The 18,750-nt window shown below is 59.7% G+C and carries 17 protein-coding genes and 1 tRNA gene; 11 read left to right on the forward strand and 7 right to left on the reverse strand.

The window, feature by feature from the left end; all coding sequences use genetic code 11:
• The first annotated feature begins 276 nt into the window (after positions 1-276).
• Positions 277-1,782, forward strand: coding sequence for a YdgA family protein (locus tag AB4O40_RS18365; RefSeq protein WP_460053707.1), 1,506 nt, complete (start codon positions 277-279; stop codon positions 1,780-1,782).
• Positions 1,783-1,852: 70 nt separating this feature from the next.
• On the opposite strand, the gene AB4O40_RS18370 is transcribed toward AB4O40_RS18365, so the two are convergent.
• Positions 1,853-3,382 carry an FAD-dependent oxidoreductase gene (locus AB4O40_RS18370; protein WP_460053706.1) on the reverse strand — a complete coding sequence of 510 codons (1,530 nt, stop codon included), beginning with the start codon at positions 3,380-3,382 and terminating at the stop codon, positions 1,853-1,855.
• A 139-nt stretch (positions 3,383-3,521) separates the two neighbouring features.
• On the opposite strand from AB4O40_RS18370, the gene AB4O40_RS18375 reads away from it, so the two are divergent.
• Complete coding sequence (locus tag AB4O40_RS18375; protein ID WP_460053705.1) at positions 3,522-4,082, forward strand: YbhB/YbcL family Raf kinase inhibitor-like protein; 561 nt, start codon at positions 3,522-3,524, stop codon at positions 4,080-4,082.
• 56 nt (positions 4,083-4,138) lie between these two features.
• Positions 4,139-4,408 carry a hypothetical protein gene (locus tag AB4O40_RS18380; protein WP_414914090.1) on the forward strand — a complete coding sequence of 90 codons (270 nt, stop codon included), beginning with the start codon at positions 4,139-4,141 and terminating at the stop codon, positions 4,406-4,408.
• A gap of 76 nt (positions 4,409-4,484) precedes the next feature.
• Here AB4O40_RS18380 and AB4O40_RS18385 read toward each other — a convergent pair whose 3' ends face one another.
• The 4 genes from AB4O40_RS18385 to AB4O40_RS18400 form a co-directional block, all read right to left on the reverse strand.
• Positions 4,485-4,814 (reverse strand): hypothetical protein, encoded by a 330-nt coding sequence (locus AB4O40_RS18385; protein WP_095945016.1) that lies wholly within the window; start codon positions 4,812-4,814, stop codon positions 4,485-4,487.
• 61 nt (positions 4,815-4,875) lie between these two features.
• Positions 4,876-5,406 carry a DUF5384 family protein gene (locus tag AB4O40_RS18390; protein WP_056726974.1) on the reverse strand — a complete coding sequence of 177 codons (531 nt, stop codon included), beginning with the start codon at positions 5,404-5,406 and terminating at the stop codon, positions 4,876-4,878.
• Between the two features lie 11 nt (positions 5,407-5,417).
• Positions 5,418-5,927: a hypothetical protein gene (locus AB4O40_RS18395; RefSeq protein WP_056726973.1), complete on the reverse strand. Its 510-nt coding sequence runs from the start codon at positions 5,925-5,927 to the stop codon at positions 5,418-5,420.
• A gap of 318 nt (positions 5,928-6,245) precedes the next feature.
• Positions 6,246-6,322 (reverse strand) — tRNA-Arg (locus tag AB4O40_RS18400).
• 349 nt (positions 6,323-6,671) lie between these two features.
• Here AB4O40_RS18400 and gabD point away from each other — a divergent pair.
• From gabD to AB4O40_RS18415, 3 genes are all read left to right on the forward strand, one after another.
• Positions 6,672-8,114, forward strand: a complete 1,443-nt coding sequence (gene gabD, locus AB4O40_RS18405) for an NADP-dependent succinate-semialdehyde dehydrogenase (RefSeq protein ID WP_056726972.1) — start codon at positions 6,672-6,674, stop codon at positions 8,112-8,114.
• Positions 8,115-8,310: 196 nt separating this feature from the next.
• Positions 8,311-9,588, forward strand: a complete 1,278-nt coding sequence (gabT, locus tag AB4O40_RS18410; RefSeq protein ID WP_007994487.1) for a 4-aminobutyrate--2-oxoglutarate transaminase — start codon at positions 8,311-8,313, stop codon at positions 9,586-9,588.
• Positions 9,589-9,723: 135 nt separating this feature from the next.
• Positions 9,724-10,938, forward strand: a complete 1,215-nt coding sequence (locus AB4O40_RS18415; RefSeq protein ID WP_056726971.1) for a response regulator — start codon at positions 9,724-9,726, stop codon at positions 10,936-10,938.
• A 42-nt stretch (positions 10,939-10,980) separates the two neighbouring features.
• Here AB4O40_RS18415 and AB4O40_RS18420 read toward each other — a convergent pair whose 3' ends face one another.
• Positions 10,981-11,970 carry a GGDEF domain-containing protein gene (locus AB4O40_RS18420; protein ID WP_056726970.1) on the reverse strand — a complete coding sequence of 330 codons (990 nt, stop codon included), beginning with the start codon at positions 11,968-11,970 and terminating at the stop codon, positions 10,981-10,983.
• A 216-nt stretch (positions 11,971-12,186) separates the two neighbouring features.
• Positions 12,187-13,371: a delta-9 fatty acid desaturase DesA gene (gene desA, locus AB4O40_RS18425; RefSeq protein WP_056726969.1), complete on the reverse strand. Its 1,185-nt coding sequence runs from the start codon at positions 13,369-13,371 to the stop codon at positions 12,187-12,189.
• 146 nt (positions 13,372-13,517) lie between these two features.
• On the opposite strand from desA, the gene dibA reads away from it, so the two are divergent.
• The 5 genes from dibA to cysW all read left to right on the forward strand — a co-directional run bounded on the left by dibA (position 13,518) and on the right by cysW (position 18,750).
• Positions 13,518-15,437, forward strand: a complete 1,920-nt coding sequence (dibA, locus tag AB4O40_RS18430; RefSeq protein ID WP_409079077.1) for a phosphodiesterase DibA — start codon at positions 13,518-13,520, stop codon at positions 15,435-15,437.
• A gap of 203 nt (positions 15,438-15,640) precedes the next feature.
• The gene (gene oscA / locus AB4O40_RS18435) at positions 15,641-15,823 is read left to right on the forward strand and encodes a sulfur starvation response protein OscA (RefSeq protein ID WP_056726967.1); all 183 of its coding nucleotides are present in this window, start codon (positions 15,641-15,643) and stop codon (positions 15,821-15,823) included.
• Positions 15,824-15,966: 143 nt separating this feature from the next.
• The gene (locus AB4O40_RS18440; RefSeq protein ID WP_056726966.1) at positions 15,967-16,980 is read left to right on the forward strand and encodes a sulfate ABC transporter substrate-binding protein; all 1,014 of its coding nucleotides are present in this window, start codon (positions 15,967-15,969) and stop codon (positions 16,978-16,980) included.
• A 69-nt stretch (positions 16,981-17,049) separates the two neighbouring features.
• Positions 17,050-17,868: a sulfate ABC transporter permease subunit CysT gene (gene cysT / locus AB4O40_RS18445; RefSeq protein ID WP_007972956.1), complete on the forward strand. Its 819-nt coding sequence runs from the start codon at positions 17,050-17,052 to the stop codon at positions 17,866-17,868.
• A gap of 12 nt (positions 17,869-17,880) precedes the next feature.
• A complete protein-coding gene (cysW, locus tag AB4O40_RS18450) occupies positions 17,881-18,750 on the forward strand; it encodes a sulfate ABC transporter permease subunit CysW (RefSeq protein WP_007972954.1) in 870 nt (289 codons plus the stop codon).

Below are 18,750 nucleotides of genomic sequence, written 5' to 3' on the forward strand. Positions count from 1 at the left end.
GTGGTGGCTGTTATGCCGCCTTCGCGAGCAAGCCCGCTCCCACAGGGATTACGCCATACCTGTGGGAGCGGGCTTGCTCGCGAAGGCGATTGCATTGACTGTGAATATCTCCAGCCGTGTGACCACCCCAAGACACTCTTTCACCTTTAAACATTGGGCCGTTCGTCGCACCCGGTGCTAATCTGCAACTCACTTTCAGCGCTGTCGAGCCGCAACCCGTCATGGGTTCAGGGAAGACGACCTCACTTTCAACAACGGACATTGAACGGGTCATACATGAATAAATCAGCAGGCTTGCTACTGGGAATTGTTGTCGCGATCGGTGCCATCAGCGCAGGCGGAGCCTGGTTCACCGGCACCAAAATCGAAGGTGTACTGAACACCTCGATTGCCGATGCCAACAAGGAATTGCAGGCGGCGATGGTCGGTTCCAACGGCACTGCGTCGCTGGAACTGGTGTCGCTGGAGCGTTATGTATTCAGCAGCACCGCGCACTATCGCCTCAAGGGCGAAGGCGAAATGTTCGGCGAAGCGCCGGTCGAGTTGCTGTTTGTCGATCACATCGAACACGGCCCGTTGCCGTTCTCGCGCCTGATGTCGCTCAAGTGGCTGCCGGTCCTGGCGACCAGTCACTACGAGCTGGAAAAGACCCCGTACACCGAGAAGTGGTTTGCCGCCGCCAAGGGCAAGTCCCCGCTGAGCGGCGTGGTCAATATCGGCTATGACAACGCTACCAATGGCACCTTCGAGTTGCAGCCGCTGGAAATGGCCCTGGATGACAAGTCGAGCATGAAATTCTCTGGCTTGAGCATGGACATCGATGCCAGCGCCAAGGCGCAGAAGGTCAAGGCCAACGGCTACATGGACAGCCTGAAGGTGACCACCGTTTCCGAAGACCAGGCGCCGGTGCAGGTTGAGTTGAACGGCCTGACCCTGGCCAGCAACCTGACAAAAAGTACCTACGGTTTCTACACCGGCGAGAACGTCGTTGAACTGGCCAGCGGCAAATCGACCTTCGGCGTCAAGCAGTCGGTGCTGGACTTCAAGAAGTTCGAAATGAAGAACCTGACTGAAGAAAAGGGCAGCAACGTCTCCGGACGTGCCGACTACAAGGTCGGCGACGTGTCCTTCAACGGCAAGACCATCGGTTCCGGTGCGCTGGCCATGAGCCTGAAGAACCTCGACATTCCGGCGACCCTGTCGTTGATGCAGGTTTACCAGAGCAAGCTGCAGCCGTATGAAAGGGCGGCGGCCGAAGCAACAGCGGCCGGCCTGCCGGCGCCAGAGCTGAAACTGACCGAAGCCGAAGAGGCGCTGCTCAAGTCCAGCCTGGAAAAACTGCTGGCGGCCGGACCACAAGTGGCCCTGGAAAACCTGTCGTTCAACACCGCCAACGGTGAGAGCCGCGCCAACATGGTGCTCGACCTGACCAAGCCACAGACCATTGATCTGCCGACCGATCAACTGGTCAGACAGCTGATTGCGCTGCTCGACTTCAATCTGCAAGTGTCCAAAGCCATGCTGGTCGATGTGCTCACCGTGCAATCGCAAATCGACGGTCAGACCGACGCCAAGCTGATTGCCGACCAGGCCACCGCCACCGCGGACATGTTCAGCAGCATGGCGGTCGGCAGCCAACTGGCAAAACTGGACGGCAACAACATCGTCACCAACTTGCGTTACGCCAACAATCAAGTGGACTTCAACGGCCAGAAAATGACCGTTGAAGAGTTCGCCAGTTTTGTAATGAGCAAGTTCGCAGATACCAGTGCCACCGAATAACGGCGGCTGCTAACCCTGCAACGCCCGGCCTCTGCATCGCGCAGGCGCCGGGCGTTTTGCTGTCCGGCCCCTAGGGGACGTCACGGATCAGGCGCCATGCCTCTTCCCAGGGCAACGGTTGTTTCATCCGCTCGGCGAGCATCGCCATGGCCCGGTCCATCTCGCAGGCTACCGCCGCCGACACCACGCCGTTTTTTCCGAACAGGCCTATGAATGGCGGATCGAAAGGGTCGCCCTTGAACTCGACTTCGTCCCAAGCCTGGGCGTGGCCGAGGTAGTCGTAGGTTTTACCGAAATGCCAGGTCCAGAAAAACGGCACGTCGAGGTAGTGCTCGTCAGCGCCCAGCATATTGGCCGCGGCGATCCGTGCCTGCTGTTGGGCCAGTCGCCAGTGTTCGATGCGCAGGTATTGGTTGTTCAGCGGGAACGTGGCGATATCGCCAGCCGCCCAGAGGCCGTCGGCCACGCGCATTGCGCCGTCGACACGCAGCGACTGGTCTTGCTCCGTTGGCAACCCGGTAAAGGCCGCAGTGGCTGGCGTGACGCCAATACCGACCAGCACCAGATCGGCCGCCAAGTGTTCGCCATTATCCAGGCGCACGGCCTCGACCTTGTCCGTCCCTTCGATCTGTACCGCATTGCCCTGGGTATGAAACACGACGCCATGGGCTTCATGTCGTGCGCGAATGGCCTTGCCGACCGTGTCACCGAACTGTTTGGCAAACGGCACTTCGTGACGGGCCAGCACGGTCACGTTCAGGCCAAGCTGGCGCAGGGACGAGGCGGACTCCATGGCAATGAAACTGTCGCCGATGATCACCACCCGCTGGCCGGCGCTGGCGCTGTCGAGAATCTGCTGCGCATGGGCTTTGGAGCGCAGGACGAACACTTGCGGCAGGTCGGCGCCCGGCAGCGTCAGCGGATTGGGTACGCCGCCGGTGGCCAGTAGCGCGGCGTCGTAGGCCAGTGATTGGCCGTCAGTCAGCCGCAGCGTCCGGTTTGGCGCATCCAGGCTTGCCACTTCGCCTCGCAGGCGCTCGATCCGCTGCTTGCGGTAAAAATCCTCGTCACGCAGCGGCGGGACTTCGTCCAGCGGCATCTCCCCGGCGATCACGTATTTGCTCAGCGCGGTGCGGTCGTATCCGGAATCGGCTTCGCGGTCGATCAACAACAGCCGGCCGCCGAAACCTTTCTCGCGCAAACACGCTGCCGCTGCCGTGCCTGCCGCGCCAGCGCCGACAATGATGAAGGTTCGTGGATCGTCGGCCGGTGGCGCGTGGCCACCCGACATCGGCTGGTCGCCGACCCAGATATCGCCGTCACGGACTTCGAGGGGATAGCGCTTGAGGCTGTCCAGGGCTGGCGGTTCACACAGCCCGCCATCCTCGATCCGGAACTGCGCCTTGTGCCATGGACACGTCAGGCGTCCGTGGCATATCGCGCCGTCCGCCAGCGGGGCTCCGGCGTGCGGGCATTCGGCCTGATAAGCGCGCAGTTGTTCGCCGGCCCGCAACAGCAGGATCTTGCTGTCCAGGACCTGCACTTCCAGACCCCGGTCTTCGGGCACATTGGCGACACGCGCAACGCGATGCAGAGTCATGATCGCTCTCCAGTCAGACGTTTCACTTATGAGTCTGGTACTTATCGCGAGGTTCAGCCAATTGCCCCTGCCACGGCGTGAACGGTCCGGCTATAGTTTGCACGCCGACGACGGCCCAACACGCACAAGGTGCTCCGGTATGCCCCGATTGACCTCAATGAACCCTTGGCTCGCGGCCTTGGCAGTCGCCCTTTGTGTGCAGTTTCCGGCGCAGGCCCAGGAGCGCTTCACCCTGAACATTCCCGGCGTCTCCGATGACCGCCTGTTCACGTCGGCCGCCGCCAGCGACTCCGCGGGTTGTGGCGGACATAATATTTCTCCGGCCTTGAACTGGAACGCCGGCCCGGCAGCCACCCAAAGCTACGCCATCGTCATGCACGACCCAGACGGCCAGAAAGGCCAGGGCGTCGATAACTGGGTGCACTACGGCATCAAGGCCGGCACCCACCAGATCCCGGCCGGCGCCGGGAGCAAACCCGGCCTCGAGGGCGTCGGCGGTACCAACAGCAAGGCAACCACCGGCTACATCGGCCCTTGCCCGCCCGTTGGCGACAGTGCGCACCACTACATCATCCAGATCTACGCCCTGGACCTGCCCCCGGACGCCTTGCCCGCCGGTCTGACCCGTGCGCAGTTGCTGGAAAAAATCAAAGGCCATGTCCTGAAAAACAGCAGCGTGGTGCGGCGCTATCACCGCTGAAGGCTGATCGCCCCAGCGGATTTGCAGACAACTGAAGTGCGCGGCATTCCGGGGATTTGGCATCCACCCCCGAAAGCGCGCACTATCAGGCTATAGCCGATGCGTTGGAGGATGCCGTGGCAAAAAAAATCGACCGCATCGCCCAAATGCTCAGCTGCCCACAAAAGGGCGAGGAACTGCGGCGAGCGATTACCGAGAGTCGCAAGGATTTTCTGCTGAACCAGCCGGAAGAAGACGTTGTTGAAGACGACGACCTCGAAGAGGAGCTTTTCGAGGACGACGAGGACGATGATGAGTACGACGAGTTCGACTGGACGACAGAATGAAAAAAACCGCCTCGGCGGTTTTTTTGTGGGTCCAGGCTAAAGCCCTGAGGGGCTGTATCTGGCGTACTTGATAGTGTCAGAGCCCATTGGGGAGAAACTTGGTTGCGCCGCTGACATCGTCGATTTTCTTGATGCGAAAGGCTTTCAGGCACGTTTCGTCGCGGGTGTTGGCGTCAGAGCAAAATTGCTTGATGAAGTCGGCAAAGACCATGTCCTGGCCATTAACGGTGAGGACGCGCTTGTAATATTCACCATTGATACCTTGGGCTTGACGACTGGTCGTCATCTCCTGATCCACCACCAGGCGTCCGTGCAGGTCGACAGCTGGAACCTGGGCTTTGGGGTCTTCTTTGGAGCAGGCGCTCAGCAGTAGTCCCGCGGCAATCAGCGTACATAAACGCAGCATATGAATTCATCTCTGATAACGGATGCCCCGGACCAGGGTCCGGGGAAGATCGATAGGAAGATTACTCGCCGAACAAGCGGCTGGAGCGGTTGACTTCAGCCTTGCCGGAGTCTTCCAGCAGAGACTTGGCACCGGAGGTCACATTGCGTGCCGAGTCGGCTTCAGACTGGATCACATCGGTGCGTGCCGCGCTGTCACGCAACTCCGCATCGATGTAGTCGTTGGCGCGTGCGGTGCGCGCGCGCTTGGCCTGTAGTGCCAGGCGGCGCTCTTCCAGCTCCAGTGCGCGCAACTCGTCTTCGAAGCCTTCTTCACGGGTTTGCACACGCTTGTGTTCAAGTTCTTGTGTCTTGCGCTGCTCAAGAGCCCTTTGCTGCGCAGCTTGCTGTGCCACTGCCCGTTGCCGACGATCAGCAGCGCTACGGGCCTCCTCGCGTGACCGCTCGGCTGCCGCCTGGCGGATGCGTTCGGCTTCGGCGGCCGCTTCAGCCTGTTTGGTTTGCTGTTCGATTTGATACAGATTGTCGAATTGGCCCGCCAATGTCGGCATGGCGAGCAGTGCGAAGACCGAGCCGAAAACAATATGTTTCATGTCCGACCCCCTTAGCTTTTCTTGGGTTCTGGACAGGTCGCATTCGGCTGAATGCGTGTTTCGTTGGAGATCGTCATCACCATCAGAGATATTTCGCCAACCTTGAACTCACAAGGGCGACCCACCTGGGCAGAAGTGAAGATCTTGCCGCTTTCGGAATAACCAATCAGCACGCCCGGTACCAGGGTGGTGTCATTGACCATCGAGCCCGCCATGGCGCCTGCAGCGCCACCGGCTACACCGCCGACAATGGCCGTGTCAGTGTTTTTAGTGTTGCCCAGTGCGGCACCACCGATCAGACCCAGTACCCCGCCCGCCATCATGGCTGCTTTTTTGTTCTTTTCGTTGCTGACTTTAATCTTGCTCGGCGAAATCGTAAGGATTTTGACGGTTTTAGCTTCCTGCTGAGTGTTTACCTGACTGGCGTCGAATACATCTGCCTGATACTCCTCACCGCTCGTTTGGCAACCAGCAAGAACGGCAGCAATCGAAAGCACCAGGCAGCGTTTTAACATCATCATTTCTAATATCTCTATGAGCGTAAGAAATCCCGAGCGGGACAATCCATTGTGATTTGAGGCAATGTGCCATCATTTTAATCAAACTCAAGAAGATAAGGCCAAGGAAACTTTGGAGAGGATGTGGATCAGGTGCCTCAGGCAGCAGTGGGATAGCGCGTCGTCATGCGCAAATTTCGGGTGGCAGTTTCAACGCCCGCAGCAGGCTGCCGATGCCGTTCGCCGAAAAAGCCAGAAGGTGTAAACCTTATTCAGGACGAAACAACACCCACAAAAAAGCCCCAGGCCCATAAAGGCCTGAGGCTTTCTCGTTACAACGTATGGTGCACCAGGCGGGATTCGAACCCACGACCCCTGCCTTCGGAGGGCAGTACTCTATCCAGCTGAGCTACTGGTGCAGCGGGCGCCATGATACGCATATGCACTGCGGGCGTCCATGCTGCTGAATCGCCTGCGTTTTTTCAAAGCGGTAACGCGCGTTTGCTACGTTGATCAGAAAAAATAGGCAAAAGCGTCGTTTTCGTTCTTTTTTTCGAACAGGCTATTGTCCTTTACCCCCTTTGATCCTAGGATTCGTTTGAGATTTCAAACGCTCTTGTCTGGGTGCTGAACCGCACGATTTGAATCAGTGCGCTATTTATGTGCTTCAGCCCGGTGAATGATTTCCCTGACGGCAGCCTATCGAGGCGCCTTTCTACAATCATAATTTGCTCCGCATTCGTTGCGGTGCTGTTAAGGAAAGCCGACATGCAGCTTAAAGACACCCAGTTGTTCCGCCAGCAAGCCTTCATCGATGGCGCGTGGGTCGATGCGGACAATGGTCAGACGATCAAGGTCAACAACCCGGCAACGGGCGAAATTCTGGGCACCGTGCCGAAAATGGGCGCTGCCGAAACCCGCCGTGCGATCGAAGCCGCTGACAAAGCGCTGCCGGCCTGGCGTGCACTGACCGCCAAAGAGCGTGCGACCAAGCTGCGTCGCTGGTATGAGCTGATCATCGAGAACCAGGACGACCTGGCTCGCCTGATGACTCTGGAGCAAGGCAAGCCATTGGCCGAAGCCAAGGGCGAAATCGTTTACGCCGCTTCCTTCATCGAGTGGTTCGCCGAAGAAGCCAAGCGCATCTATGGTGACGTGATTCCGGGCCACCAGCCAGACAAGCGCTTGATCGTGATCAAGCAGCCAATCGGCGTGACCGCTGCAATCACCCCGTGGAACTTCCCGGCTGCAATGATCACCCGTAAAGCCGGCCCGGCCCTGGCCGCCGGTTGCACCATGGTGCTCAAGCCTGCTTCGCAAACTCCGTTTTCCGCCTTCGCCCTGGCCGAACTGGCCCAGCGTGCCGGCATCCCGGCTGGCGTGTTCAGCGTTGTTTCCGGCAGCGCCGGTGACATCGGCAGCGAGCTGACCAGCAACCCGATCGTGCGCAAGCTGTCCTTCACCGGTTCGACCGAAATCGGTCGTCAACTGATGTCGGAATGCGCCAAGGACATCAAGAAAGTGTCCCTGGAGCTGGGCGGCAACGCGCCGTTCATCGTGTTCGACGACGCGGACCTGGATAAGGCCGTCGAAGGCGCGATCATTTCCAAGTATCGCAACAACGGTCAGACCTGCGTCTGCGCCAACCGCCTGTACATTCAGGATTCGGTCTACGACGCGTTCGCCGAGAAGCTGAAAGTGGCTGTGGCCAAGCTCAAGATCGGTAACGGTCTGGAAGACGGCACCACCACTGGCCCGCTGATCGACGAAAAAGCCGTGGCCAAGGTGCAAGAGCACATCGCTGACGCCATTTCCAAAGGCGCCACCGTGTTGTCCGGCGGCAAGCCGATGGAAGGCAACTTCTTCGAGCCGACCATTCTGACCAACGTGCCGAACAACGCTGCCGTGGCCAAGGAAGAAACCTTCGGTCCATTGGCTCCACTGTTCCGTTTCAAAGACGAAGCCGACGTGATCGCGATGTCCAACGACACCGAGTTCGGTCTGGCCTCGTACTTCTATGCTCGTGACCTGGGCCGTGTGTTCCGTGTGGCTGAAGCCCTGGAATACGGCATGGTCGGCGTCAACACCGGGTTGATCTCCAACGAAGTCGCGCCGTTCGGCGGCATCAAGGCCTCGGGCCTGGGCCGTGAAGGCTCCAAGTACGGCATCGAAGATTACCTGGAAATCAAATACCTCTGCCTGGGCATCTAAGCTCGAAGGTATAAGCCGAGAAGGTATTGCTTGAAACGCAAAGGGCACGAGAGCGCTGTTCCTTTGCGTGCGTAAAACCGGAATTTTCTCTGTGACCGGGAACACTGTGGCAGTCGATCATCGCATGCTGCCGCCGTTGCTCCCCGTCGCTTTATCCTTGAACCACGCCGCCCGATGAGCGGTGAATGAGGAATGTATGAGCAAGACTAACGCTTCTTTGATGGCCCGCCGTACCGCCGCTGTTCCACGTGGTGTTGGCCAGATTCACCCGATCTTCGCCGATTCCGCGAAGAACGCGACCGTAACCGACGTTGAAGGTCGTGAGTTCATCGACTTCGCCGGCGGTATCGCTGTGCTGAACACCGGCCACGTGCACCCGAAAGTCATCGCCGCCGTGACCGAGCAGTTGAACAAGCTGACCCACACCTGCTTCCAGGTTCTGGCCTACGAGCCGTATGTGGAAGTGTGCGAAAAAATCAACGCCAAGGTCCCAGGTGATTTCGACAAGAAAACCCTGCTGGTGACCACCGGCTCCGAAGCCGTGGAAAACTCCATCAAGATCGCCCGTGCCGCCACTGGCCGTGCCGGCGTGATCGCCTTCACCGGCGCTTACCACGGTCGCACCATGATGACCCTGGGCCTGACCGGTAAAGTCGTGCCTTACTCGGCCGGCATGGGCCTGATGCCAGGCGGCATCTTCCGCGCGCTGTACCCGAACGAACTGCACGGTGTGAGCATCGACGATTCGATCGCTTCCATCGAACGCATCTTCAAGAACGACGCCGAGCCGAAAGACATCGCCGCGATCATCATCGAGCCGGTTCAGGGCGAAGGCGGTTTCTACGTCGCGCCTAAAGAGTTCATGAAGCGTCTGCGTGCCCTGTGCGACCAGCACGGCATCCTGCTGATCGCTGACGAAGTACAGACCGGCGCTGGCCGTACCGGTACGTTCTTCGCCATGGAGCAGATGGGCGTTGCTGCCGACCTGACCACCTTCGCCAAATCCATCGCTGGCGGCTTCCCGCTGGCCGGTGTGTGCGGCAAGGCCGAATACATGGACGCCATCGCTCCAGGCGGCCTGGGCGGCACCTATGCCGGTAGCCCGATCGCTTGTGCCGCGGCCCTGGCCGTGATGGAAGTGTTCGAAGAAGAGCACCTGCTGGATCGTTGCAAGGCTGTTGGCGAGCGTCTGGTAACCGGCCTGAAGGCCATCCAGGCCAAGTACCCGGTGATCGGTGAAGTCCGTGCCCTGGGCGCGATGATCGCTGTCGAGTTGTTCGAAAACGGCGACAGCCACAAGCCGAACGCTGCAGCCGTGGCGTCGGTTGTGGCCAAGGCTCGCGACAAGGGTCTGATCCTGCTGTCTTGCGGCACCTACGGCAACGTTCTGCGCGTCCTGGTACCGCTGACCTCGCCGGACGAGCAACTGGACAAAGGCCTGGCGATCATCGAAGAGTGCTTCTCCGAGCTCTGATCCCCGGTGTGACCTGATCCACAAAAAACCCGCTTCGGCGGGTTTTTTCATGCCCCTGGAAACAGATCCCGCGCATTAGCGCTGTATCGAATGGCCAGCATTGGATAAGGTTCCTGCATTGCCAGGGAGAGCTGTATGACAACTGTCATTTTACCCGCCGTTCCAAGAGTCCTGATTGCCGAGGCCGACCCCTGGTCCCGGGATCTGCTCAAGGAAGTGTTATTGAACGTACGCTGCGATGCCCGGCTGGATCTGTGCGCCGATGGCCAGCAAGCGCTGGAGCTATTGGCCGCCCACCCCTATGACCTGGTGATCGCCGATTGGGAGTTGCCGGGCGTCGATGGCCTGAATGTCCTGCGCAATGTCCGTCAGCGCAAACGCAACCCGCCGCTGCCCTTCATCCTCATGAGCAGTCGCAACGACAGTGCCAGCGTGCGCGAGGCCTTGCCGCTGGTGCCGGCCGCGTACCTGACCAAGCCCCTGAATATGCAAAGCCTGACCCAACGGTTGCAGGGGTTGCTGCTGAACGCTGGCGAAGAAGTCTCGTGCGAAGTGCCGGCGCTGGCACCGGGCATGACGTTGTCGGTGTTTCTGGAGCGTCGCCGGGAATTGGCCGACGGCGCGCCGCTGATGACCGACGTGCAAGTGGCGGTCAAACGCAGCCTCAATCCCAACGGCCTCGACCTGACGGTGCTGGAAGACGAAATCCGCACCGATCCGCAGGTAACGGCCGTGTTGATCGCCGCTGCCAACAGCGCGGCCCAGCACCACGGCAGCGGTGTGCAAACCCTGTCCCAGGCGCTGCATCGCCTGGGCACCGGGCAGAGCATGAACCTGATTCTCGGCCTGGCGCTCAAGCGCAGTGCCCGGCTCAGCGATCCGCAATTGGCCGACTATGCCGAGCGCTACTGGGATCTATCGCTGCACACCGCCGAATACGCGCGAACCCTGGCGCGCCTGCTCGATCTGGATCAGGAGCGCTGTTATTGCGCCGGCATGTTGCATCGACTCGGCGATCTGGCGTTGCTGCGCTGTTTGCAGGAATGGAAACAGGCCGGTGGCGAACTGGACGAGCAGGAGGAAGTGGGTGAAGCGCTGGTTGAATTTGGCGCGGCCTATGGTTCGGCCTTGCGCACGCGCTGGCGCCTGCCGCTGGAGTTGCGGGAGCTGATTGCGGCGGCCTACCAGCTCGGTGGCGGGGTTTACTCCCGCGAAGCGCTGGTGATGAACATGGCGGCGCAGATGGCGCGCCTGACCGAGCATGAGGGCATTGAGGCGCTGGCGAAGAGCCGGACGGCGCGGTTGCTCAAGATCGGTTTGCCGGAGTTGATGCGTTTGCGCAGGAAATAAGGGCGAACGCGATTCCCTGTGGGAGCGGGCTGTGGTGACCTGTCAGGCAGTGACAATCCGGTTCTTGCCCTCGCGCTTGGCCCGGTACATCGCGGCATCCGCCCGGGAAAACAGGTTCTCCACGTTTTCGTCCGCGGCGCTCAGGCAGGTCAGGCCCTGGCTGACGGTGATGCCAAACGTCTGGCCTTCATGGGTGAAACGCATTCGCTGAATCTGCTGTTGCAAGCGTTCCGCCACTTGCAGGGCCATCTGCGGCGTACAGCCGGGAAACACCGCTGCGAACTCCTCACCGCCAATGCGCCCGAACAGGTCGCCACGACGCAACGCCGCGCGGCCGCTATCGGCGATGCATTGCAACACGTTGTCGCCTTCCTGGTGACCGTAGGTGTCGTTGATGATTTTGAAGTCATCGATGTCCAGCATCAGGAACGACAGCGGTTGGCCCCGTTGCCGGGCGTGTGCGAATTCCTGGTGGGCGCATTCGAAGAAATGCCGGCGATTGCTGCTTTGGGTCAGGGCGTCGGTGGTTGCCAGGCGATGCAGCTCGCTTTCCATCCGCTTCTTGTCGGTGATGTCTTCGGCGATGCCGACGATGATCACGGGTTGCCCCGGTTCGGCCTGGCGGTTGACGTAGCATTTGTCGCTGAGCCAGCGTACCTGGCCATCGGCGGCAATGATTCGATACTCGCGGTCTTCGACGGCGCCCTTGTCCAGCACCTCGGCCAGGCTGCGCTCGGCATAGTCCAGGTCGTCAGGGTAAATGCTGTCGCGCCATTGGTTGCAGTCGACCAGCAGCCGATCAGCCGAACGGCCAAAGATCCGTTCATAGGCGGGGCTGACGTAAAGCACCTGGCGGGTTTCCCAATCGAAGGCCCACAGCACCGCGTTGACGCTCATCAGCAAGGTATTGAGCAACTGTTCGCGTTCGCTCAGGCGTGCGACTTCGCCTTGGGCATGCATCAGCGCTATCAGGGTCTGCGCGGCCTCGGGCCCATGTGACGGAGATGAGTCTTGCAGGTTTTTCTGGGCCATCGACACAAATCTCAAAGGGCATGCCGCGTGTTAGTTCGCGGCCAACACCAAGCCCGCCGGGGATGGCGAAGTGTCTTTGAGATAGGGCTTTTCGGGTGAAGTTCCCACCCTTTGTCACGAGAGAGCTGGCTCCCGCCGGGCGGTACTGATGGCGCGATATTGCAGTCACACCACATAACCCAGTGGGAGCGAGCAAGCTCGCTCCCACTGGGTTTTTCAGACAGCGGCAGGGCGCAGGGAGTAGGTCTTCAACTGATCGGCGAAGTCGCGCAGGGATTGAATCCCGCTGGCTTCGGCTTCGTGTACCCAGTCCTTGATGGCCGCGAGCATGTCGTGACCATTTGAGCTGGTCTTGACCCAGATCTGCTGCAGGGCCAGGCGTTTCTCGTAAATTACCTTCAGCGCCTGACTGTGCTCGAGCATGTTCTGGATGCGTACATGGTGTTTGTCATCCAGCAGGCTGGTCTCCCGCGAAAGCAGGCGCTTGGCCCGGTGGAACTGGTGGCGTACCGAGTGATCGACCTTTTCCAGCTCTTGCTTGACCAGCGGGCCGATCACCAATTTGCGGTACTGGGCCATGATCTGGAAGCGGTTGTTGAGGATCGCCATGGCGGTGTCCATGTCCAGGTTGCCCTTGCCTTCGACGCGATGGGCAATCGGTGCAACCCGCTGAACCTTGGCCAGGCGCAGGAAGCTGAAGACTTTAATCCACGCCCAGCCCAGGTCGAATTCCCACTTCTTCACCGACAATTTTGCCGAGTTAGGGTAGGTGTGATGGTTGTTATGCAGTTCTTCGCCGCCAATCAGGATGCCCCAAGGCACCAGGTTGGTCGCCGCATCGCGGCATTCGAAGTTGCGGTAGCCGATGGCATGGCCCAGGCCATTGACCACGCCGGCGGCCCACACCGGGATCCACATCATCTGGATGGCCCAGATGGTGATGCCGATGGTGCCGAACAGCAGCAGGTCGATAACACCCATGATCGCGATGCCCAGCAGCGGGTATCGGCTGTAGAGGTTGCGCTCGATCCAGTCTTCGGGGCAGTTCTTGCCGTAGATGCGCAGGGTCTCGGGGTTTTCCGCTTCGGCGCGGTACAACTCGGCGCCTTTGCGCAGCACCGTGGACAAACCCTTGATGACCGGGCTGTGCGGGTCATCGACGGTCTCGCATTTGGCGTGATGCTTGCGGTGGATGGCGGTCCACTCGCGGGTGTTCTGCGCCGTGGTCAGCCACAGCCAGAAACGGAAGAAATGCTTGAGCCCCCCATTCAGCTCCAGGGAGCGATGGGCGGAGTAACGATGCAGATAGACCGTGACGGCGATGATCGTGACGTGGGTCATCAGCAGGGTGACTGCTACCAGCGACCAGGGCGACAAGCCAAGAAAACCTTCGTACCACATAGGCTGTAGGGCCCTCGATAAAGAAAAAACAGCCGTTGCATTATCACTAAGCCCACACAGAAAACCAGTCGCCCTTTCAGATAAGAGTGGCTGGATGTGTCTTTCAACTATAATTCCAAACTTTTTGTAGGGACATGGATTGCCGGATGTCAGCCACCTATCGCGATGCCTTGCGCGCAGCGCTGCTCTATCTGTTGCTTTCTGTGGTTTGGCTGCAGATCAGTGGCTATTTATTAAACAGTTTCTTCGATAGCTCTGCCGAGCGACTGCGATGGCAACTGATCAACGGTTATGTCTGGGTGCTGTTCAGCGCCGGGTTGATCTTCATTGCCCGGGCGCGGCTGCTGCGGTGTCTGGGTATCGGCGCCAAACTGCGTGAGCGCGATGCCGACCGCATGCGCTTGCGCCAGGCGGCGGCCGTGTTCGACTGCACCCGCGAAGGCGTGCTGGTTACCAATCGGGAAGGCCTGATCATCCATGTAAACCGGGCGTTCATGGAAATCACCGGTTACGGGTGTGAGGACGTGCTGGGACAGCGGCCCAGCCTGTTCAAGTCCGGGCGACATTCCCCTGAGTTCTATCAGGTGATGTTTGCCTCGCTCGCCAGTGTCGGGGAGTGGAGTGGGGAAATCTGGAACCGGCGTAAAAGCGGCGAAATTTACCCGCAATGGCAAACGATCCGCCTGATCCATGACGATTTCGGCCGGCCGAGCGAATATGTGGCGGTGTTTTCCGACATCAGTGCAATCAAGAACTCCGAACACGAACTGATGCACCTGGCGCACCACGATCCGCTGACCGACCTGCCGAACCGCCTGCTGTTCACCGACCGCGCCGAACAGGCCCTGGCCTCGGCACAGGTGCACAAGCGTGGCTGCGCGCTGCTGATGATCGATCTCGATCACTTCAAGATGATCAACGACAGCCTCGGGCACAGCATTGGCGACCAGTTGCTCAAGGCTGTGGCCGAGCGCCTGGACGCCATGTTCGGTCCGGGCATCACCTTGGCTAGGCTGGGCGGAGATGAGTTCGCCATACTTGCCGAAAGCTGTCCGCAACTGGTTCAGGCCGCTGCGTTGGCCCAGCGGATCATCGATGGTCTTAAAGAGCCGTTTCTTATTGATGGGCACCCACTGTCCATCAACACCAGCATCGGCATCAGCCTGTTCCCCAGCGATGCCTTGAGTGTCGAGCAACTGCTGCGCAATGCCGACTCTGCACTGTTCAAGGCCAAGAGCACGGGGCGCAATGATTATGCCCTGTACACCGAAGAGCTGACGGCCCATGCCCAGCAACGGGTGGAGATCGCCTTCGAGTTGCGCCGAGCCCTGGAACGGCAGGAGCTGCGGGTCCATTACCAGCCGGTTCACGACCTCAAGACCAGCCGCCTGATTGGCGTCGAGGCGCTGGTGCGTTGGCAGCACCCGCAGCGGGGCCTGGTGTCGCCGGCGGAATTCATTCCGGTCGCCGAACGAACCGGTCTGATTGCTGAAATCGATGCCTGGGTCATGGCGCAGGCGTGCCGGCAGATGTGCCAGTGGCAGCAGGGCGGGGTGGTGTTGTCGTTTGTCGCGGTCAACGTTTCTTCGCGCCTGTTCGCCCGCCGTGAGCTGTATCGGCAGGTGGCGCAGGTCTTGCGTGAAACCGGGCTGGAACCGGCGTTTCTGGAGCTGGAAGTTACCGAAAGCGCGGTGATGGAGGACCCGGAGGTCGCGCTGGAGCAGATGCATCGCCTGCGCGAACTGGGTGTGCGCCTGGCCATCGACGACTTTGGCACCGGTTATTCATCGCTGCTGCGACTCAAGCGTCTGCCGGTACAAAAGTTGAAAATCGACCAGGGCTTCGTCGCCGGATTGCCGTGGGATGAGGATGATGCAGCGATTTCGCGGGTGATCATTGCCCTGGCCCAGAGCATGGGTATGCAGGTGCATGCCGAGGGGATCGAGCAGGTCGAACAGGCAGCTTTCCTCCTCGAGCAGGGGTGTGATCTGGGTCAGGGTTACTGGTTCGGGCGGCCGGTGTCGGCGGCGCAGCTCGATTGGATGCATGCGCCGGTGATCGGATAGGCGCAAATCCTGTGGGAGGTTTTTTGGTGTGTCTGAAAAGGGGTGATTCACCTCAAGCCCTTGTCCCTTCAGTTAATCTCTTCTGGTTATATAAACATTCTTAAATAGTCTTTTTAAGAATATCTACACCTCTCTAGTATTGCTCTCAAGCCGCAAGCAGTGCCGACACTGCGAGGCAACCTCTCAGTTGAAGGAGCAGCAATATGAGCGCATCCCTGCGTAGCGTCGACGGTCAAGACGAAGCCACCATCCTGCGTGAAATCCAGAGTGCCCTGCGCGATCTGCGCTTTGGTGCCGTGGAAATCACCGTGCACAACGCCCAGGTGGTGCAGATCGAGCGCAAAGAAAAATTCCGTTTGCAGCAGCCGGGCAACAAGTCGGGCTGAAGGGGATCGCAGCCTGCGGCAGCTCCTACAGAAGCACGCAATCACCTGTAGGAGCTGCCGAAGGCTGCGATCTTTGAACCGGCAACGCGATTCCAGAAATCCATAAAAAAGCCAACAAACCAAGAATTCCAGGAGCTTTCACCATGTCGTCGATTCGTCATTTCGCTTTGGCCGCCCTGGCCAGCGCCCTTTTTGCCGGTTCCGCCGTTGCCAAGGACTACGAGTTGCTCAACGTGTCGTACGACCCGACCCGCGAGCTGTACCAGGACTACAACGCCGAGTTCATCAAGTTCTGGCAGAAGGATCATGCGGGCGACACCGTGAAGGTCCAGCAATCCCACGGCGGTTCGGGCAAGCAAGGCCGTGCGGTGATCGATGGCCTGCGTGCCGACGTCGTGACCCTGGCCCTGGCCGGTGATATCGACGAAATCGCCAAGCTCGGCAAAACCCTGCCGGCCGACTGGCAAAAACGCCTGCCGGACGCCAGCACGCCCTACACCTCGACCATCGTGTTCCTGGTGCGCAAGGGCAACCCTAAAGGCATCAAGGACTGGGGCGACCTGGTCAAGAATGACGTCTCGGTGATCACGCCGAACCCGAAAACCTCCGGCGGTGCACGCTGGAACTTCCTCGCGGCCTGGGCCTATGGCTTGAAAGCCAATGGCGGCGACGAAGCCAAGGCCAAGGAATACGTACAAACCCTGTTCAAGCACGTGCCAGTGCTGGATACCGGCGCTCGCGGCTCGACCATTACCTTCGTCAACAACGGTCAGGGTGATGTATTGCTGGCCTGGGAAAACGAAGCCTTCCTGGCCCTGAAAGAAGAGGGCGGCGCCGACAAGTTCGACATCGTCGTGCCTTCGCTGTCGATTCTCGCCGAGCCACCGGTGGCGGTGGTCGACAAGAACGCCGAGAAAAAGGGCAACGAGCAGATCGCCGAAGCTTACCTCAAGCACCTGTACAGCCCGGCCGGCCAGGAAATCGCGGCGAAGAACTTCTATCGTCCACGTGACAAGGACGTGGCCGCCAAGTACGCCCAGCAGTTCCCGAAACTGGAACTGGTGAGCATCGACAAGGACTTCGGCGGCTGGAAAACCGCACAGCCGAAATTCTTCAATGACGGAGGCGTGTTCGACCAGATCTATCAGGCGCAGTAATCTTAAATAGCCATCAACGAGCCCCGGATTCACCTCCGGGGCTCAGTGCGTTCTCAACCAAGGACTTTTATGTCGCGTCGTATCTCCCCCGTCATACCCGGCTTCGGGCTGACGCTGGGCTACACCTTGGTGTACCTCAGCCTGATTGTGCTCATACCACTGGCGGCAATGTTCGTGCATGCCGCTCAACTCACCTGGGATCAATTCTGGGCAATCATCTCGGCGCCACGGGTGCTGGCCGCGCTTAAGCTCAGCTTCGGCACCGCCCTGTGTGCCGCGATCATCAACGGCATCATCGGCACGCTGTTGGCCTGGGTATTAGTGCGCTATACCTTCCCTGGACGAAAAGTGATCGATGCAATGATCGACTTGCCGTTCGCATTGCCCACGGCGGTGGCCGGTATTGCACTGACAGCGTTGTACACCCCTACCGGTCTGGTGGGTCAGTTTGCAGCGGATCTGGGTTTCAAGATCGCCTACACCCCCCTGGGCATCACCCTTGCCCTCACTTTTGTGACACTTCCATTCGTAGTACGTACCGTACAGCCAGTATTGGCGGATATTCCCCGTGAAGTGGAAGAAGCGGCGGCGTGCCTGGGTGCAAAACCCTTGCAGGTCTTTCGCCATATCCTGCTGCCGGCACTGCTTCCGGCATGGCTCACCGGTTTCGCCTTGGCCTTTGCCCGCGGGGTCGGCGAGTACGGTTCGGTGATTTTCATCGCCGGCAACATGCCGATGAAAACCGAGATTCTGCCGCTGCTGATCATGGTCAAGCTCGACCAATACGATTACACCGGCGCTACCTCCATTGGTGTACTGATGCTGGTGGTTTCCTTCGTCCTGTTGCTGCTGATCAACTTGTTGCAGCGGCGCATCGAAACCCCATAAGGAGGCGCACCCATGTCCCAATCGTCTATTGCTGCCGCTTCCTCGAACGCTGCCCGTCGTGGCAGTGCGACTTCGCGGCGAATCCTGATCGGCCTTGGCTGGCTGATTTTTGCGCTGTTCCTGTTGTTGCCGCTGTTCATCGTGGTGTCCCAGGGCCTGAAGCTCGGCCTCGGGGCGTTCTTCACTGCGATCTTCGAGCCGGACGCGCTGTCGGCACTGAAGCTCACGGTCATCGCCGTACTGATCTCCGTGCCGCTGAACCTGGTGTTTGGTGTCAGCGCCGCCTGGTGCGTGAGCAAGTACTCGTTCCGCGGCAAGAGCATGCTGGTGACTTTGATCGACCTGCCGTTCTCGGTGTCGCCGGTGATCGCCGGTCTGGTCTATGTGCTGATGTTCGGCGCCCAGGGCCTGTTCGGCCCATGGCTGCAGGACCACGACATCCAGATCGTCTTCGCCCTGCCGGGCATCGTGCTGGCGACGATCTTCGTTACCGTGCCGTTCGTGGCTCGTGAGCTGATCCCGCTGATGCAGGAGCAAGGCACCCAGGAAGAGGAGGCCGCGCGCCTGCTAGGGGCCAACGGCTGGCAGATGTTCTGGCACGTCACCGTGCCCAACATCAAATGGGGCCTGATCTACGGCGTGGTGTTGTGTACCGCGCGGGCCATGGGGGAATTCGGTGCGGTGTCGGTGGTTTCCGGGCACATTCGCGGGGTGACCAACACCCTGCCGTTGCACGTCGAGATCCTCTACAACGAATACAACCACGTGGCCGCGTTCGCCGTGGCGAGCCTGTTGCTGATCCTGGCGCTCTTCATCCTGCTGCTCAAGCAGTGGAGCGAAAACCGTATTAACCGCCTGCGCGCCAGCGCCGCGGAGGAATAA

The sequence above is a fragment of the Pseudomonas sp. S2_F07 genome, assembly GCF_054668325.1.

Excerpts from the sequence above, each read along its gene's own strand:
- AB4O40_RS18365 (WP_460053707.1), top strand. The coding sequence starts at position 277 with ATGAATAAATCAGCAGGCTTGCTACTGGGAATTGTTGTCGCGATCGGT.
- AB4O40_RS18370 (WP_460053706.1), bottom strand. The coding sequence starts at position 3,382 with ATGACTCTGCATCGCGTTGCGCGTGTCGCCAATGTGCCCGAAGACCGG.
- AB4O40_RS18375 (WP_460053705.1), top strand. The coding sequence starts at position 3,522 with ATGCCCCGATTGACCTCAATGAACCCTTGGCTCGCGGCCTTGGCAGTC.
- AB4O40_RS18385 (WP_095945016.1), bottom strand. The coding sequence starts at position 4,814 with ATGCTGCGTTTATGTACGCTGATTGCCGCGGGACTACTGCTGAGCGCC.
- AB4O40_RS18390 (WP_056726974.1), bottom strand. The coding sequence starts at position 5,406 with ATGAAACATATTGTTTTCGGCTCGGTCTTCGCACTGCTCGCCATGCCG.
- AB4O40_RS18395 (WP_056726973.1), bottom strand. The coding sequence starts at position 5,927 with ATGATGATGTTAAAACGCTGCCTGGTGCTTTCGATTGCTGCCGTTCTT.
- gabD (WP_056726972.1), top strand. The coding sequence starts at position 6,672 with ATGCAGCTTAAAGACACCCAGTTGTTCCGCCAGCAAGCCTTCATCGAT.
- gabT (WP_007994487.1), top strand. The coding sequence starts at position 8,311 with ATGAGCAAGACTAACGCTTCTTTGATGGCCCGCCGTACCGCCGCTGTT.
- AB4O40_RS18415 (WP_056726971.1), top strand. The coding sequence starts at position 9,724 with ATGACAACTGTCATTTTACCCGCCGTTCCAAGAGTCCTGATTGCCGAG.
- AB4O40_RS18420 (WP_056726970.1), bottom strand. The coding sequence starts at position 11,970 with ATGGCCCAGAAAAACCTGCAAGACTCATCTCCGTCACATGGGCCCGAG.
- desA (WP_056726969.1), bottom strand. The coding sequence starts at position 13,371 with ATGTGGTACGAAGGTTTTCTTGGCTTGTCGCCCTGGTCGCTGGTAGCA.
- dibA (WP_409079077.1), top strand. The coding sequence starts at position 13,518 with ATGTCAGCCACCTATCGCGATGCCTTGCGCGCAGCGCTGCTCTATCTG.
- oscA (WP_056726967.1), top strand. The coding sequence starts at position 15,641 with ATGAGCGCATCCCTGCGTAGCGTCGACGGTCAAGACGAAGCCACCATC.
- AB4O40_RS18440 (WP_056726966.1), top strand. The coding sequence starts at position 15,967 with ATGTCGTCGATTCGTCATTTCGCTTTGGCCGCCCTGGCCAGCGCCCTT.
- cysT (WP_007972956.1), top strand. The coding sequence starts at position 17,050 with ATGTCGCGTCGTATCTCCCCCGTCATACCCGGCTTCGGGCTGACGCTG.
- cysW (WP_007972954.1), top strand. The coding sequence starts at position 17,881 with ATGTCCCAATCGTCTATTGCTGCCGCTTCCTCGAACGCTGCCCGTCGT.